Source organism: Rhizobium sp. Root1220 (assembly GCF_001426265.1).
Lineage (GTDB): Bacteria > Pseudomonadota > Alphaproteobacteria > Rhizobiales > Rhizobiaceae > Rhizobium.
The window spans coordinates 1-16,015 of sequence record NZ_LMDG01000036.1 but is presented as its reverse complement, the minus strand read 5'-3'; the positions used below and the strand labels follow the sequence as shown (position 1 = coordinate 16,015).

Annotated in this window: 8 protein-coding genes and 2 pseudogenes; 6 read left to right on the top strand and 4 right to left on the bottom strand. The window is 58.2% G+C overall.

What is annotated here, in order from left to right; translation table 11 throughout:
* The first annotated feature begins 3 nt into the window (after positions 1–3).
* From ASC90_RS24860 to ASC90_RS24845, 4 genes are read left to right on the top strand one after another with little or no spacing between them, the layout of a single operon-like run.
* Entirely contained in the window at positions 4–1,119 is a 1,116-nt protein-coding gene (locus tag ASC90_RS24860) for an ABC transporter ATP-binding protein (protein ID WP_056546505.1), read from the top strand.
* Positions 1,120–1,143: 24 nt separating this feature from the next.
* On the top strand, positions 1,144–2,712 hold the full coding sequence (locus ASC90_RS24855) for a GMC family oxidoreductase (RefSeq protein WP_056546502.1): 1,569 nt from the start codon (positions 1,144–1,146) through the stop codon (positions 2,710–2,712).
* A 5-nt stretch (positions 2,713–2,717) separates the two neighbouring features.
* The gene (locus tag ASC90_RS24850; RefSeq protein WP_056546495.1) at positions 2,718–4,373 is read left to right on the top strand and encodes a GMC family oxidoreductase N-terminal domain-containing protein; all 1,656 of its coding nucleotides are present in this window, start codon (positions 2,718–2,720) and stop codon (positions 4,371–4,373) included.
* A 37-nt stretch (positions 4,374–4,410) separates the two neighbouring features.
* On the top strand, positions 4,411–6,534 hold the full coding sequence (locus tag ASC90_RS24845) for an FAD-binding protein (protein WP_056546492.1): 2,124 nt from the start codon (positions 4,411–4,413) through the stop codon (positions 6,532–6,534).
* A gap of 626 nt (positions 6,535–7,160) precedes the next feature.
* Here the strand turns inward: ASC90_RS24845 and ASC90_RS24840 are convergent.
* Together ASC90_RS24840 and ASC90_RS24835 are read right to left on the bottom strand one after the other, a co-directional pair.
* Positions 7,161–9,084: pseudogene (locus ASC90_RS24840) on the bottom strand (adenylate/guanylate cyclase domain-containing protein).
* A 368-nt stretch (positions 9,085–9,452) separates the two neighbouring features.
* Positions 9,453–10,400, bottom strand: a pseudogene (locus ASC90_RS24835) (NAD-dependent epimerase/dehydratase family protein); the annotation flags it as partial.
* A gap of 211 nt (positions 10,401–10,611) precedes the next feature.
* On the opposite strand from ASC90_RS24835, the gene ASC90_RS24830 reads away from it, so the two are divergent.
* Together ASC90_RS24830 and ASC90_RS24825 are read left to right on the top strand one after the other, a co-directional pair.
* Entirely contained in the window at positions 10,612–11,640 is a 1,029-nt protein-coding gene (locus tag ASC90_RS24830; protein WP_056546490.1) for a DUF1254 domain-containing protein, read from the top strand.
* Positions 11,641–11,923: 283 nt separating this feature from the next.
* Positions 11,924–12,727 (top strand): pyrroline-5-carboxylate reductase, encoded by an 804-nt coding sequence (locus ASC90_RS24825; RefSeq protein ID WP_056546486.1) that lies wholly within the window; start codon positions 11,924–11,926, stop codon positions 12,725–12,727.
* Positions 12,728–12,866: 139 nt separating this feature from the next.
* On the opposite strand, the gene ASC90_RS24820 is transcribed toward ASC90_RS24825, so the two are convergent.
* Together ASC90_RS24820 and ASC90_RS24815 are read right to left on the bottom strand one after the other, a co-directional pair.
* Positions 12,867–13,766, bottom strand: coding sequence for an aminoglycoside phosphotransferase family protein (locus ASC90_RS24820; protein WP_056546483.1), 900 nt, complete (start codon positions 13,764–13,766; stop codon positions 12,867–12,869).
* Between the two features lie 419 nt (positions 13,767–14,185).
* Positions 14,186–15,565 (bottom strand): IS1182 family transposase, encoded by a 1,380-nt coding sequence (locus ASC90_RS24815; RefSeq protein ID WP_056546478.1) that lies wholly within the window; start codon positions 15,563–15,565, stop codon positions 14,186–14,188.
* Positions 15,566–16,015 lie beyond the last annotated feature (450 nt).

Sequence of the window (16,015 nt, the reverse complement as noted above, 5' to 3'; positions counted from 1 at the left end):
CCAATGGCTTTCGTCGAAATATCCGGTCTCAGAAAGCGCTTCGGCGCATTGGAAATCCTCAAGGGTATCGACCTTGAACTCGAAAAGGGCGGCTTCCTCGTGCTCGTCGGTCCCTCCGGCTGCGGCAAGTCCACGCTGCTCAACACGATCGCCGGGCTCGAATCCATCACCGCCGGCGATATCCGCGTCGAGGGGCGTTCGATCTCCGACCTGCATCCTTCCAAGCGCGATATCGCGATGGTGTTCCAGAGCTATGCGCTCTATCCGAACATGACTGTCGCCGGAAACATCTCCTTCGGGATGGAGATGCGCGGCGTGCCGGTCGAGGAGCGCAAGGCGGCGATCGACAAGGTCGCCAAGGTGCTGCAGATCGGCCATCTGCTCGACCGCAAGCCGAGCCAGCTTTCCGGCGGCCAGCGGCAGCGCGTCGCCATGGGCCGGGCGCTGGTACGCGACCCCAAGCTCTTCCTCTTCGACGAGCCGCTCTCCAATCTCGATGCCAAGCTGCGCGTCGACATGCGCATCGAAATCAAGAGGCTTCACCAGGCAACCGGCAAGACGATCGTCTATGTCACGCACGACCAGATCGAGGCGATGACGCTCGCCACCAAGATCGCCGTGATGAAGGACGGCGAGGTGCAGCAATTCGGGACGCCGGCGGAGATCTACAACAACCCGGCCAACATGTTCGTTGCCGACTTCATGGGCTCCCCGGCCATGAACCTGCTTTCGGGCACGATAGAGAAGGGCGCTTCGGGCCTCTCGGTCTCGCTGGCGCGTCCCGGCGGCGAGCCGATGGTCCTTCCGATCGCGCACGGCAAGGCTGCGCTCGAAGCGCATGCAGGACGGCAGATCGTGTTCGGTATCCGTCCCGAGGCGCTGACGGACCCGGATGGTGCCGACCGCAACGCCCAGAGCCTGGCGGAAGGCGACTGCCTCATCGAGGTGGTCGAACCCGCCGGCTCCGATACGTTTGCCGTCACAAAGCTCGGGGGGAAAGAGGTCGTCGCGCGGCTTCGGGCCGATGCTCGGATACAGGCTGGCCAGAGTGCCCGCCTTGCTTTCAATCTCGACAAGGTCGTCTTCTTCGATCCGCAAAGCCAAATTCGGATCGCCTAGTAGGAACCTTGAGACGTGAAAGACATGAGCGCTTCACCGGATATCGTTATCGTCGGCTCGGGAGTTGGAGGTTCCACCGTCGCTGCTGGCCTAGCGGCGACGGGAGCAGAAATTTTGATACTTGAGGCCGGTGATTTTATTCAGGACCGCCCGGAAAACAGGGATCAGCGTGCCATCTTCCAACGCGGGCACTTTCGCCCGAAGGAAACTTGGTACGAGCCCAGCGGCCAAGGGTTCAATCCGGGGAATTACTACAATGTCGGTGGAAACTCGAAGTTCTACGGCGCCGTTCTCTCTCGCTATCGAAAAGAGGATTTCGGCGAGATCAGGCATCTTGAGGGTGTCTCGCCTGCTTGGCCTTTCCCCTACGACGTTCTTGAGCCCTGGTATGGCAAAGCGGAAAGCCTCTTTCATGTCCGCGGGGCGCTGGGCGAAGACCCGACAGAGCCAGCTCACTCCAGCGCCTACGATTATCCTGCGGTTCCTGATGAGCCGCCCATCGCCAATGTCCGGGCGAGGCTGAAGGCGAAGGGGCTGTATCCTTCGTCCCTACCACTGGGCATCGATATCGACAGGTGGCTTGCGAAAGCGAAGACGCCCTGGGACGCCCATCCCAATTCGCGCGACGGCAAGATGGACGCCGAGACGGCTGCCCTGCTGCCAGCGCTTGAGCATTCGAACGTCAGCATCGAAACCAACGCGCGGGTTCTAAGGCTGGAGACGGGAGACGGCGGCCGCATCGAGAAAGTGATCTACACGAAGGATGGTGCGACCATGGCGGCGAAGCCGAAGATCGTCATCCTTTCCGCAGGCGCGGTGCAGTCGTCCGTAATCCTCCTGCGATCGGCAAATGACAGGTTCAGAAATGGATTGGCGAACTCGTCTGACCAGGTGGGTCGCAACTTCATGAACCACAACGCATCCGCCGTGATTGGGGTGTCGCCGACCTTTCACAACAACTCGATCTATCAGAAGACGTTCGCCTTCAACGATTTCTATCTGTCCGACGGGGCGGGCGGTCCGCCGCTTGGCAACGTCCAGCTGCTAGGACGCCTTTCAGCGAAGATCCTAAAGGGGTCGCTTCCACTTGCGCCTGAGTGGCTTCTGGATCTGGTGACCGGGCATTCGATTGATTTCTACGCGATGAGCGAGGACGTGCCGAACCCTGAGAGTCGGGTTACGGTCGACGGCGACCGCATCGTCCTTCAATGGCATCGCACAAACTGGGCGGCTCATCTCGCCCTCGTATCGAAGCTGAAGGACGTGCTGAAGTCGATCGGCTTCCCCATCGTCCTGACACGGCCGTTCGACAAGCGGACGCCGTCCCACCAATGCGGCACGATCCGGATCGGAAACGATCCCGCAAGTGCCCCGCTGGACATTTTCTGCCGTTCTTACGATCACCAGAACCTCTTCGTGGTCGATGCGAGCTTTTTGCCGACCTCGGCCGCAGTCAATCCGGCACTGACGGTCGCCGGCCAGGCGCTGCGCGTCGCCGATCATATCGCCTCGACGGATCTCAAGATTTCCAGTGTGTCTGATCCCGCTTCCGCGGCGTCGACAACAGACAGCCCACAGCATTCAACAGGATAAGCAAGATGCGCTTCGACTACATCATCAGCGGTGCCGGTCCTGCCGGATGCGTGCTCGCCAACCGCCTCAGCGAGGATCCGGAGGTGAACGTGCTGCTTCTGGAAGCAGGCGGGGGTGACTGGAATCCGCTGTTTCATATGCCCGCCGGGTTCGCGAAGATGACGAAGGGCGTCGCGAGCTGGGGTTGGGAAACGGTGCCGCAGAAGCATATGAAAGGTCGGGTGCTGCGTTACACTCAAGCCAAGGTTATCGGTGGCGGCTCGTCAATCAATGCCCAGCTTTATACGCGAGGAAACGCGGCGGACTACGATCTCTGGGCGAGCGAGGACGGCTGCGAAGGTTGGGATTACCGTTCGATCCTGCCGTATTTCAAGCGGGCGGAGGACAATCAGCGCTTCGCCGACGACTATCATTCCTATGGCGGCCCACTTGGTGTTTCGATGCCGATCTCGCCCCTTCCGATTTGCGATGCCTACATTCGCGCCGGACAAGAGCTGGGCATCCCCTACAACCATGACTTCAACGGCAGGCGGCAGGCGGGGGTTGGGTTCTATCAGCTAACCCAGCGCAACAAGCGTCGGTCTTCCGCCTCGCTCGCGTACCTCTCGCCGATAAAGGATCGAAAGAATTTGACGATCCGCACGGGAACGAGAGTAACTCGGATCGTTCTCGAAGGTAGCCGCGCGGTCGGGGTCGAAATCGCGACGAAGAACAGCCTCGAAGTGGTGCGCGCCGAACGCGAGGTGCTTGTGACTTCCGGCGCTATCGGCTCGCCAAAACTTCTACTTCAGTCGGGCATCGGGCCGGGCGATCACCTGAAGTCAGCTGGTTTGAAGGTTCTGCACGATCTCCCGGGCGTAGGTGGCAACCTCCAGGACCATCTCGATCTCTTCGTCATTTCCGAATGCACAGGCGATCACACGTACGATGGGGTAGCTAAGCTTCACCGTACGTTATGGGCAGGGATACAGTACGCTCTTTTCAAGACCGGACCGGTTGCCTCGTCGCTCTTCGAGACGGGCGGCTTCTGGTATGCTGACCCGGACGCTCGTTCGCCGGACATCCAATTCCACCTTGGCCTCGGCTCCGGCATCGAGGCAGGCGTCGAGCGCCTCAAGAACGCGGGCGTTACACTGAACTCCGCCTATTTGCATCCCCGTTCTCGTGGGACGGTGCGCCTCTCGTCAGCAGATCCAGCTGCCTTGCCCTTGATCGACCCGAACTATTGGTCGGACCCACACGACAGGAAGATGTCACTGGAGGGGCTCAGGGTGGCGCGCGAAATCATGCAGCAGGACGCCTTGAAGCCCTTCGTGCTTGCCGAACGCCTCCCTGGCCCGAAGGTCGTCACCGAGGAGCAGCTCTTCGAATATGGCTGCGCGAATGCCAAGACCGACCACCATCCGGTGGGTACCTGCAAAATGGGAACCGGAGCCGACGCGGTCGTTGGTCTCGACCTGAAGGTCCATGGTATCGAGGGACTACGCGTTTGCGACTCATCGGTCATGCCGCGGGTTCCGTCATGCAACACCAACGCGCCGACGATCATGGTCGGCGAAAAGGGCTCAGATATCATCCGAGGCCTGCAGCCGTTGCCGTCTGCGATCTTCTCGCATGAGCGCAATGACGCCCGTCCGCGAGCGCGAGTCAACGTCCGATAGGACCGGACCTCAGCGAAAAGATTCAGGGATAGACAGCATGTCCATCGACGTTCCACAGGAAATCCTCGACGCTCTGACCGACGTCGATATGCCACGGTTGAAGCCGGAGGCCCCTCCAACGGAGACGATCCGTCTTGTTGGCGTCAACGTGCCAGTTTACCGGGCAGGCTGCGTGATTATTGGCTCTGGAGCGGCGGGTCTGAGGGCAGCCGTTGAAATGAAGCGTCGTGGCGACGATGTCGTCATCGTCAGCCAGAGCGCTTGGGGCGGCACGTCCGCTTGCTCGGGTTCCGACAAGCAGACCCTCCATACCGCAAACACCGCCGATCAGGGCGACAACTTCAAGGCTATGGCCCGAGCAATTCGTGCAGGCGGGGCAATGGACGAGGATACGGCCTACATCGAGGCGGTCGGCTCCACTCGAGTGATGGCGTCTCTGCAGTTTCTCGGGTTGCCTCTCCCTCAAGATGGGCTGGGCGGAACGCTCCGCTACCAGACAGATCACGACGAAGTTGGGCGAGCGACGAGTTGCGGTCCGAGGACTTCGCGACTGATGGTCAAGGTGCTCGCCGAGGAAGCAATCCGTCTGGACATTCCCTTCTTCAATCACACCACGGCCGTCAAGATCCTGGTTGAGGGCGAAGGTGACGCTCGTCGCGTTGTTGGGCTGCTCGCGATACGGGCGAACGACCGCGCCGACGGTAACCCTCTTGGCGTCGCGCTGTTCGCAAGCGACATTGTCATCCTGGCAGCCGGGGGGCCAGGCGAACTCTACCGCGACAGCGTGTATCCGAACGGATGCTTCGGCTCCCTCGGGCTGGCGTTGGAGGCGGGTGTCGCGCTGGTCAACCTGACTGAGAGCCAGTTCGGGATCGGAACGCGTCGCGAAGGGTTCCCCTGGAACCTCTCGGGCACCTATGTGCAGGCGATCCCGCACATCTACTCGGTCGACAGCGAAGGCGCCGAGCATCACTTCCTTGCAGAGTATTATCGGACCACGAAGGAAATGGCTTCCAACGTGTTCCGCAAAGGCTACCAGTGGCCGTTCCATTCGACGCGGATGCTTGACTTCGGCTCAAGCCTTGTCGATCTCGCAATCTACCGGGAAAGCGCCAAGGGACGGCGCGTGTTCATGGATTTCAACCGGAATCCTCTTCCTGTGCCCGGCGATCAACCGTTCGACCTCGAGCGGCTTGACGATGATGTGCGGAAGTATCTCGGTAGTGCCGGGGCAAGCCAGGACATGCCAATCCAGCGCCTTCGTCATATGAATCCGCTGTCGATCGAACTCTACCGCCGATACAAGGTGGATATTGCCGCCGAACCGCTCGAGTTCGCGGTGAACAATCAGCACATGAACGGCGGCGTAATGGTCGATATATGGGGACGGAGCAGCCTCGCTGGCTGCTACGCCATCGGCGAAGCTGCGGGAACCCACGGCGTGACCCGACCTGGTGGGGCCGCCCTCAATGCCGGACAGGTCTTCGGAACGCGCGTCGCAGAACATGTGGGTGCAAGCGGCCGAGCGCGCCACGCTTCGGCGGCTGATATTCGGGAGATTGCGGGTGCAGGGGTTTTTGAGGTGCTCGCAACACTAAGGCCCGACAGCTCCCTGTCTGCGAAGACAGTGCGAGCGGAAGTGCAGTCCCGAATGAGCGACAAGGCGGGACTGATCTGCGACGCGAAAAGCGTCAGCGGCGCGCTTGAGGAGGCGCGGCGCTTGAACAACGCGCTCCGCGAGAAGGGCATCGCCTATGATCGCGCCGCAGAAGCCGGAAGGGCCGTCCAGTGGCGGCAGGTGGCGCTCGCATCGGAGGCCGTCCTTACTGCTCTCGACCACTTTATCGCAAGCGGCGGTGGAAGCCGGGGCGCCAGAGCGGTCTGCGATAGTGATGGTGAGTTTATTCCGGACTCTCGTTCCGGCTCGCTCGTGGAGTTTCGCTTCCGAAAGGAACAGGAGGCCCATCGAGACGAACAGATTGTCGTCCAGCTCTACGGGGACAAGCTGGCGGTGTCGACACGGAGCAACCGTCAGTTCGATGAATCCGCAAAGTCCTTCTTCGAACGCGACTGGCCTGCGTGGCTCACGGGCGAGATCTACGATCTCAGCAGCAAGGCGAGTAGCCGGTGTCCCGCTCCCGCGTTGCCCTCGCCGCCATAATCTGTGATCGGCTTTCGTCGAGATTACGAGCGGCGGATCGGCGAACTCTATCGGATAGAGACGGAGTGTGCCATGACGGGGGTGCGGAGAACTGGCGACCATTGCCTCGCTCATTGAGACCTGCAAGCTCAGCGCCGTCGATCATTCGCCTACCCATTCAAGAAATCGCTTGTGCTCTGTGGCGGAATCTTTTCATCAATTCATCGGAGAATTGGAGGCTGCTAGAAAGAGAACTCGCTACAGCGCTGGATACGGAGGGCCGTTTCCAACGAATCGCGCGCAGCTTTTGAAGGCCATCAACTGGAGGCTGGCGCCTCTGCTCCTGCCGGTCGTACTCGCGCTGTTCAATCAGCCAGTTGGGGAGCTTTAACACTAGGCGCGATTGCGCTGCCCTGATCAGAATTCATCTCGTCGAATCCTTATGCGATCAACGATGATCACCGTCCGGTCAGGCAACGTCAATGGCTTGCGCTACGCCGCTTCAAAAGCAACCGACGGTCGTTTTTAAGAAACAGCTACATGGATTTTCTCGTTGCGCCCTTGTGGGTCTATGAAGCAGCAAACAGTCCAAATTGAGCACCATTACGGTCTGTGAACGTCCCGTTCAGTCGCTCACAAAAACTGGTTTAAGGCTGCCCGGGGTTCGGATTTCCTGTTTCGCATTCCGGCAGCCGCACAGGTTTGTCGAGCTTCGCCAACACCTCGGACTTGGAGCACGTCGGGAACCCAGCTAGGGGCATCGTCTCCATGAACCGACTGCGCTCCACTGTGCTTAGGCCGGGCTCATTGATCATGCTCTCTACAGTCAAGTCCGGGTGCTGCTTGAGAGCTTCCATAGCCGAGGCAGCCGCTTCATCGGTACGACCCAGGGCCGCGAGGGAACTGCTGCGCACCACCCAAGTCCACCTTTGGTAGCTGCCAGGCGTCATGCGCTCCAACATCTTCACCGCGTCCTCATACCGGCCCGCCATAAAATAAGCAGGGGCGAAGAAATTGGACGCCCACATCGGATAGTTTGGGTCCAGCCGCTTTACCTGGTCGACCATTTGAGCGCCGCGTTCGGGTTCACCGAAGCGTGCTGCAAAGCCGGTATAGAAAGTTAGGATTTCGGACGAGCCAGGAGCTAAACGAAGGGCCTTTTCAAATTCAGACCTGGCTCGGCCCATGTCGCCCTTATTTGCAAGGCTCATACCAAACACCGCGTGTGCTTCAGCGTCGCTCGGGTCAAGTGTCACAGCGCGTTCGGCGACATCGGCCGCCGCCTTGCGGTTGCTCTCTGGATCAACGCCAAACAACTCCAATATTTCATGAGCATGGTAAAGTTCCACCCAGGCCCGTGCCAGCGCCGGGTCCAGCTCTACGGCGCGGTTGAGAAAGGTGACGGCCTGCTCCTCGTCCTCTTTGGTGAGCTTTTCTATCTTCTCGGACCCCAAAAGATAAAAATCGTAGGCGCTCAGCTTTTCAGGCCGCTTACGCTTGGCTGCCGCCCGTCCGGCCTCTTGTATTAGCCCCACTCCGCCGCCGAGACGGTTGGCGACTTGGTCCGCGATTTCGGACTGAACGGCGAACACGTCCTCAGCGGGCCGGTCCCAGTTCTCCGACCAAAGATGGTGGCCGGTCTTCGTATCGACCAACTGTGCTGTGATCCGGACCCTGTCACTCTGCCGCTGAATGGAGCCTTCCAGTACAAAGCCCACGTGGAGCGCATTTGCAACTTGGCGCATCCACAGTCCTGCCTTTATAGACTTCCGTCGAATTCCGCGCCACGACCTCGAATTCGGGAAACCGCGCGAGGTCGGTGATGATGTCTTCGGTCAAGCCATCGGCCAGACGCCCGGTTGCCTGGTCGCCGCCAAAATTCTCGAAGGGAAGTACCGCCACAGATGGCTTGTCGCTCAAAGGCGCGGGCTGCAGGAACCACCAGACCCCGCCGCCCGCCAAAGCAAGCGCCACGACCGCTGCCACAGCCCTCCTAACCCAGCGCGGGATCGATCCGAGAAGTGGGCGACGTGCCCGTTTGCCGTCCAGTCTCAGCCGGTACATCCGAACGGGGCGGCTGATGTTCTTGACCTGCTGCTCGCCGACGAAATCAAGCGGCCAGTCGAGTTTGCCCTGAAGATGATCGTATGCTGTCCCAGACACCAATACGCCGCCCGGTTCTGCCAATTGTTCGAGCCGCGCGGCGACATTTACCCCATCCCCATAGACATCGCCATCCACCAACACCACATCGCCCAGATTGATCCCGACGCGGAACACGATGCGCTCATGCTCCGGTACGTCGGCGTTACGCGCTGCCACGATATTCTGAAACTCGGCCGCGCAGCCGACCGCATCAACCACGCTGTCGAAGGCGACAAGCGTGCCGTCCCCCATCAACTTGACAATCGTGCCACGACGCCGGGAGACGGCGGGATTGATCAGGTCGGCACGGATGGCTTTCAGTCGCTTGATGGTTCCCGCCTCATCGGCTTCCATCGCCTTTGAATAGCCGACCATATCCGCTGCCAGTATCGCGAGTAACTTCCGGTCGAGAGCCGAGATACTCATCATCGTTGCCTTGCATGATCATGCAACAGTGTTGGCAGTCTACACCCATCGAAGCGCCGCAACTAGCAGACCCCAAAATGGCCTCTCCCGTCATCCGAGAGTTCTGCCGGCATAGCGATGCGGTCCATGAACTGGCGACTGTACCCGATCGTGGTTTCTTCGCAATTCTTCGGCTCTATACACCCAGTAAGCCAGCCCTCGACGGAACCTGGAAGCCCGGTGATATGGAAGAGATTCAATGAGAATACCCAATAGCGGCCGCCTGATCGGATGGCCGCTATTGGACCAAAGGCGCATCGCGGATGATTGTTATTGGCCCGAGGCGGACATCTCCGCCGCGCCCTTATGTTCAAGCCATCTGGGGCCACAACCCTCCCGGCGCGTATCAGGGCCTCAACGGCCTGATGTACCGCTTCCAAACTTGTGTAGCGCGGGCTGTATCCAAGGCGCCGTCGGCTCTTTTCAATCGAGTGGCATGAACTACGGATGACGTGGCCGCGAGTGTTCTCGCGAGCGTCGGGGTCGAGATCGAGAAGCCATTCCTCAAATGGCTTGAACGCGATGCGCGGTTCTCGGCCAAACCAACGATAGACCGTTTCCGCGTAACCCTTGAGGGTGACCGCTTGGCTGGACACCGTGTTGAATATCTCGCCGATCGAGGCGGCGCGGTTTTCGATGGCGCAGATGATCCACTGAGCTACGTCGTCAGCGTGCACGTGATGGACCATTTCCAAACCGAGATTGGGCAGCACCAATTCCTCACCCCGCGCGATGAGAGAGAACGTGTCGGGATTTGCGTTGGCTTGGGGCGTAACGGGGTTCCAGCCTTCGCCGACGATGTGACCTGGTCGGAAGCAGGTGGCCGGGAAACCGCTCTGACGAGCCTCCTTCATCAGCCAAGCTTCGCTCTCGGCTTTGCCAGTTCCGTATTCGTCGATCGGGTTGGTGGGTTCCGTCTCCGTCGCAGGGATGGCGAACAATCGACCGTAAACCCAGATGGTGCTGCAAAAAAGGTAGTGCTCGACCTTGCCACGTATTGCTTCAACGAGATGTTGTGTACTGGCGAGATCGAATGAAATCATGTCGACGATCACGTCGGGATGGAGATTGGCGACCTTGATGCCGAACGTTCCGGCTTTCTCCTCGGCCGCGCGGTCGAGCGCAACGTTCTCGATCAAGTCCCAGCAATAGTGCGCACGATAGGGTTTCGCCGTGCCTCGGCTAACGTTGACGACTTCGTGCCCGCGTTCGACAAGACGCGGCAGCAGATAGCTGCCGACATGACCGCTACCGCCAATCACCAATATGCGCGACATGTGCTCCTCCATTCTTTTAGATTATGATAGCCCAAGGGCAGCAAGCGAAGCGATAAATGCTTCGGCAGTCCGCTTTTAAAGCGAAAGCGGTCTAACACACATGACTGCTTCCGGCCCTTAGCTGCCTCTGGATCACCACGTCTCGGTGAACCACTTGCCTTTCAATTGTCTTTCGGACACCTTGCAACTGACGAGATTGAAGGTGGCATCGATGAGATTTTCAGGACGCCTTGCAGGTTCTGCATTTATGGTTGGCTCTTTCATAGCGCCCGCCTACGCCTACGCCTCCGATCCTGTTCCGGTCACGGTAGACAATTTTGTTCGCGCCGAAACGGACGTCACCATGGACGCCTACGCGAAGGAGGGCGCACTCGGCAAATTTGTTCACGCAAGAACCCCGCCGTCTGTGGACGATCAGAAGGTCGTGCGCATGAACCGCGACACACTTTACTCGTTCGGAATATTTGATCTCGGTGCCGGACCGGTCACTCTATCTCTTCCAAATACCGACGAGCGCTACATGATGGCCCAAGTCATCGATCAAGACCACTACACGCACGACATCAACTACGCACCGGGATCGAAGACCTATACGAGAAACGAAATTGGCACGCGCTATATGATTGTCATCGTCCGAACGCTCGCCGATCCGCAAAGTGAAAATGACTTGAAGCAGGTTCACAGTCTGCAGGATGCAATTAAAGTCGAGCAGAAGGAACCGGGTACCTTGGTCGTTCCCAACTGGGATGCGGTCTCTCAGGAAAAGGTTCGTGACGCCTTGAAGGTTTTGGGTTCGACACTTACCAATACCGACCATACCTTCGGGACCAAGCAGGAAGTCGATCCAATCCGGCATCTGATTGGCGCTGCAATTGGGTGGGGCGGCAACCCGAGTTCGGCAGCGATCTATCTCACCGGGCACCCCAAGAATGAAGATGGCACACACGTCGAGAAACTGACGGTCAAGGATGTCCCCGTCGATGGTTTCTGGTCGGTCAGCGTCTACAACGCGAAGGGCTTCTTCGAGAAAAACGCCCTCAATTCGTATTCCCTCAACAATCTAACTGCCAAGAAAGACCCCGACGGGACTGTCAGGGTGCAATTTGGTGGATGTGAGAAGACGACGCCGAATTGCATCCCAACCAATAAGGGGTGGAACTACACAGTTCGTCTGTATCGCCCCAGAGCCGAGCTGCAAAACGGTAGCTGGAAGTTTCCCGAAACGGAGCTGGTGAATTAAACGTCCTCCAACCGTGAGAAGCCGGACCCACACGGGGTTGGTTTTCGTTTCAGGCACGTGCACTAAGTAAATTCGCTTATGACCGCAATTGGCGTATTGCTGCCCCAACCGAAACCAAAGTCTAACATCAGAGTATGTATCTCGCCTGGGCAGAGGGCGGCCGCAGTATATTGGGACAGCCGCTATCCTTCGGCCATATTCGTAAGCTTCCAGTAAGCCGAGATTGTGCGCTGCTCGCTGGTGGAGAATTACAGGAGCGCCAGCCGTTACATAGGAGTTTGGAATGACACTTGCGCTCGGTGGTCTCACACTCGGTTTCGTTGGAACTGGCACGATCACGGAAGCCGTGGTCACAGGACTGAGCAGGACTAAATTCCGTGACAACCGGATTGTTGTGTCGCCAAGGAACGAGACCGTCGCCAAAAAGTTGGCGGCAGCATACGAAAATGTCGAAGTCGCCACAGACAATCAAGATGTGCTTGATCGTGCCGATCTTGCATTTCTTGCGGTCCGGCCACAGATCGTCGAGGAAGTCGTGCGTTCGCTCCGGTTCAGGCGCGACCACCATATCGTCAGTTTTGTTGCCGCTACCCCTCTTGATCGGTTGATGGAATGGGTGGATGAGCGACCCGCGTGCCTGAGCCAGGCAATTCCATTGCCATTCGTCGCCGATCTCCAAGGTGCGACAGCGATCTATCCACCCGACGAAAAGGCCGCCGCCATTTTCTCGGCGCTCGGCACTTCAGCCCAGGTGGCGAGCAAACACGAATATGACCTTCTTGCAGGGGCAAGTTCGTTAATGGGGACCTATTTCGGAATCTTGGATGCCACTTCCGGCTGGCTGGAACGTAACGGACTGCCGAAACCCGTGGGCGATGCCTATCTCCGACAGCTTTTTGCTGGGCTCGCATTTGCCGGATCGGCTAGATCGGGGCTCAGCTTTGACGCTCTTGTGGAGGGGCATTCCACAAAGGGAGGGTTGAACGAACAGGTTCTCGCCGATTTCACAGGGAACGGCGGCTTACGCGCACTGTCGGAAGCGTTGGACGCGGTGATGGTGCGCATCGCGCCAGACAACAAGAAGTGACCTCATGTCCGGTTTCGCAGGTGGGAAGGGGATTTCCATTCGAGGGTTCGTTCGGGCCGAGCGTGCCGAGCGCGAGATCGTCGTGATGACCGCTACGCCGTCGTCTGCCGATCCATGACCACTCGCTGAGAACTGCACACTAGACCTGCGCTGGGCAATCTTCGATGAGGCGAGAAATTGTGCTTCGGCCCAGCTCGGCCATGACGGGGTTCGTGCTTTCATAATACCAAGCCAAGCCCATCGCTTGCTGGAATGCCCATGCCGCGCCTCTGCGCCATTCAAGGTCATCTATTTGCAGAGCTTCACGCAGGATGGTCCGGGTATCCCGATCTAGCAGATGCCATCCGGCGACGAGGTCCAGCGATGGATCGGCAGGAGCAAAGTCACCAGTGTCAAGCACTCCAACTAAGTGCTCGCCATGAACCAGGAGATTTCCCGGAATGAGGTCCTTGTGGCTCATCGCTTCCCGCGTTGGAGATGGCAATTCGCGAAAGCTTCCCCACATGCGGCGCAGATGTTCAACATCAAGTAGGTGTTCACTTTTAGAGAAGCACACCTCCATCCACCCATCGTGATCCGTCAAGTTACCGCCCCGGCCTCGACCGTCAAATGTCCGCCCCTCCAGATCCGCCGCACGAAGTGTGGTGATCAGTCGGACAAGGTCGAGCGCAAAAACCGATGAGTTACATAGTCCCATCGGTGTAGCGACTTTCCCTTCGATCCAAGTCTGTACGAGCCACGGAAGAGGGAACACACCGCTTTGCCGCCCGATACCGACTGGCTTTGGGCTGGGAAAGGGACACAATTCGTTGAATTCCGCGCTGGCTTTGGCTTGTTCGTCCAGCATACGGGTACACTCGGCAGGGTCCATCATCCGCAGAGGAAAGCGAGCAGCGTGCTTGGTACCGATCCGAAAGACTGCATTGACTGTGCCTGCCGTGTCCAATTCAATAATTTCTTCGCCTTGAAATTGCGGAAACTGGTCGGCTATCAATTCACTCACGTGGGCTGCTTTAATGCCTATTTGATCGCTGTGCATCTGCTGCCTTTCTTCAAGAACCTGCGCTGCTCTAACCTTTAAAAATGACGGCCTTTTGAAACGGCGATTTGGGAAGGCAATGACCGAAACGGCTGAAGGTAGCCTTCCGTTTTACGCAACATGCCCGAGCTGCTATGCGTGTCTCCCTGACTTTTCCTGCGGCGAAAATAGGCAATTTTGCAGCTACCGCAATGGCCGCTTTTGGCGGATATCGTTGAAAAACTCGCCGCATTAGCTTCTCATCCGCCCATTTTGTTTTTCCGGGCGGAGTACCAACGCGTTTCTGCCCCGCGCCTCGGGCGGATATCGTTGAAAAACTCGCCGCATTAGCTTCTCATCCGCCCATTTTGTTTTTCCGGGCGGAGTACCAACGCGTTTCTGCCCCGCGCCTCGGCGCAGGGTCTCAATTCATGCCGCTCTCATGCGGCAATGACGCCATATGACGTCGTTTGTGGCCTGAGTTTAGCTAACCTCCTTAGATTTTGTGCGGTTGCGGCAAGCAGGAATTCGTCTCTCGCACCACAGGGTCCCCGAAGCCGAAGACGCGCCATCCGTAGAATGCGTTTGAGATGCGCGAATAGCATCTCGACTTTCTTCCGGCGGTGACGCGACAGTTCATATTCTGGTGTGGCCGCAATCGCTCTGGCAACATCGCGCGCATCCTCATGGAGATCGCGCGGCACCTTGCGCATAGGCGTGTTCGGGCAGCAACGCTGCTTCAGGTCACAGACATCACAGTCCTTTTTGCTGGCACGATAAATCCGTGTCCCTTCGGCCGTGATCCCCGATCTTGGCGTATCGTAAGTGCGGTGGAACTGCTTCAGTTCGTTCCCGGCCGGACAGATGTATCGCTCGTTCTCGGCTTCCCAGGTGAAGTCCGAACGTGAGAAGGTGCCGTCTGTCCGGTTCGACTTGTCAAAGACCGGAATGTGCGGCGCGATCTTCTTCTCCTTGACCAGCCATGCCAAGTTGTCGGCGGAACCGTAAGCACTGTCAGCAGCCACATAGTCCGGCCGTAAGCCGAAGCGGTTCTCGGTCCTTTCGAGCATCGTGCGGGATGCCCCGACTTCGGCCTGACGGATCGCACGCGTCGCCTCCACATCGACAATGACACCATGATCGGTGTCTATCAGATAATTGGTGGAGTAAGCGAAGAAGGCATGGCCTTTGTGAGCACCGGTCCATTGGGCGGCAGGATCAGACGGGGAGATAAACTTTGGTGTCACCGGCGACGCAGCACCGAAAGCGGCATCATCGAGAACAGCCAGATACTCTTGTACCGAGCGGCTAGCGCCTTCCTTTGCTTCCCACTCAGCTCCTGGTACCGAACGCTGCTTGTTGGCATCCGCTGCAATAAGGCTGGCATCGACGGCAAATCCTTCTGCTCCGACCAACCCTTGCGCAAGACAGCGCTCCACCACTGTTTCGAACATGTGTCGCAGGATATCGCTTTGCCGAAACCGGCCATGGCGATTCTTCGAGAAGCTGGAGTGATCAGGCACTTTGCCGTCCAGTCCGAGTCTGCAGAACCAGCGATAGGCAAGGTTGAGATGGACCTCTTCACACAGCCGCCGCTCCGACCGAATGCCCATGGCGTAGCCGACAATCAGCATCCGGATCATCAGTTCGGGATCGACCGAGGGACGGCCAGTGCTGCTATAGAAAGGCTTCAACTGCTCTCGAACGCTATCGAGTTCGAGATGACGGTCTATTCCCCGCAACAGGTGCTCGGCGGGGACGTGATCATCAATACAGAAGTCATAAAAGAGCTGCGCCGGAGCTGCCTGACATCCCATCATCGCTCAATCCTCCGCAAATCAATACGACGATTGAATCAGGGCTTTCCTGCATAAGCAATGCGAATTCCTTGGCAATACGGCTACATCCGGCATCACCGAACAATCTTCAGTTCCATCGGGCCCGCTGTCATCCGTTCACACTGAAGTCCTACTCGCGCCAGAGAGGCCGAGATATCGACGCCGCAAAGGCATAGGTCGAGGTCGTGCCAATCTTTGCCAACAGACCAATTTACAAAAGGATTTTTGTCTCGCCACACGAGGCCATCTATTCCGACAAGCGTCGCCAACTCGCGCGGCGTCTCATAAATTGTTTCGCCATCCACAACCGAGTTACACACATTAGCCTCCTAGAAAGGCATTACGATATCTCGGCGGGCGGTTCGTGTCACGGACGCTAATTTCTAAGGGGACAGATGAGATTCTCACCACCAATAGTTTTTCAACAGTATC

What these genes read in the sequence shown, in the direction of transcription:
- ASC90_RS24820 (WP_056546483.1), bottom strand. Translation starts at nt 13,766, where the DNA reads ATGCACAGCGATCAAATAGGCATTAAAGCAGCCCACGTGAGTGAATTG.
- ASC90_RS24860 (WP_056546505.1), top strand. Translation starts at nt 4, where the DNA reads ATGGCTTTCGTCGAAATATCCGGTCTCAGAAAGCGCTTCGGCGCATTG.
- ASC90_RS24815 (WP_056546478.1), bottom strand. Translation starts at nt 15,565, where the DNA reads ATGATGGGATGTCAGGCAGCTCCGGCGCAGCTCTTTTATGACTTCTGT.
- ASC90_RS24855 (WP_056546502.1), top strand. Translation starts at nt 1,144, where the DNA reads ATGAGCGCTTCACCGGATATCGTTATCGTCGGCTCGGGAGTTGGAGGT.
- ASC90_RS24845 (WP_056546492.1), top strand. Translation starts at nt 4,411, where the DNA reads ATGTCCATCGACGTTCCACAGGAAATCCTCGACGCTCTGACCGACGTC.
- ASC90_RS24830 (WP_056546490.1), top strand. Translation starts at nt 10,612, where the DNA reads ATGAGATTTTCAGGACGCCTTGCAGGTTCTGCATTTATGGTTGGCTCT.
- ASC90_RS24825 (WP_056546486.1), top strand. Translation starts at nt 11,924, where the DNA reads ATGACACTTGCGCTCGGTGGTCTCACACTCGGTTTCGTTGGAACTGGC.
- ASC90_RS24850 (WP_056546495.1), top strand. Translation starts at nt 2,718, where the DNA reads ATGCGCTTCGACTACATCATCAGCGGTGCCGGTCCTGCCGGATGCGTG.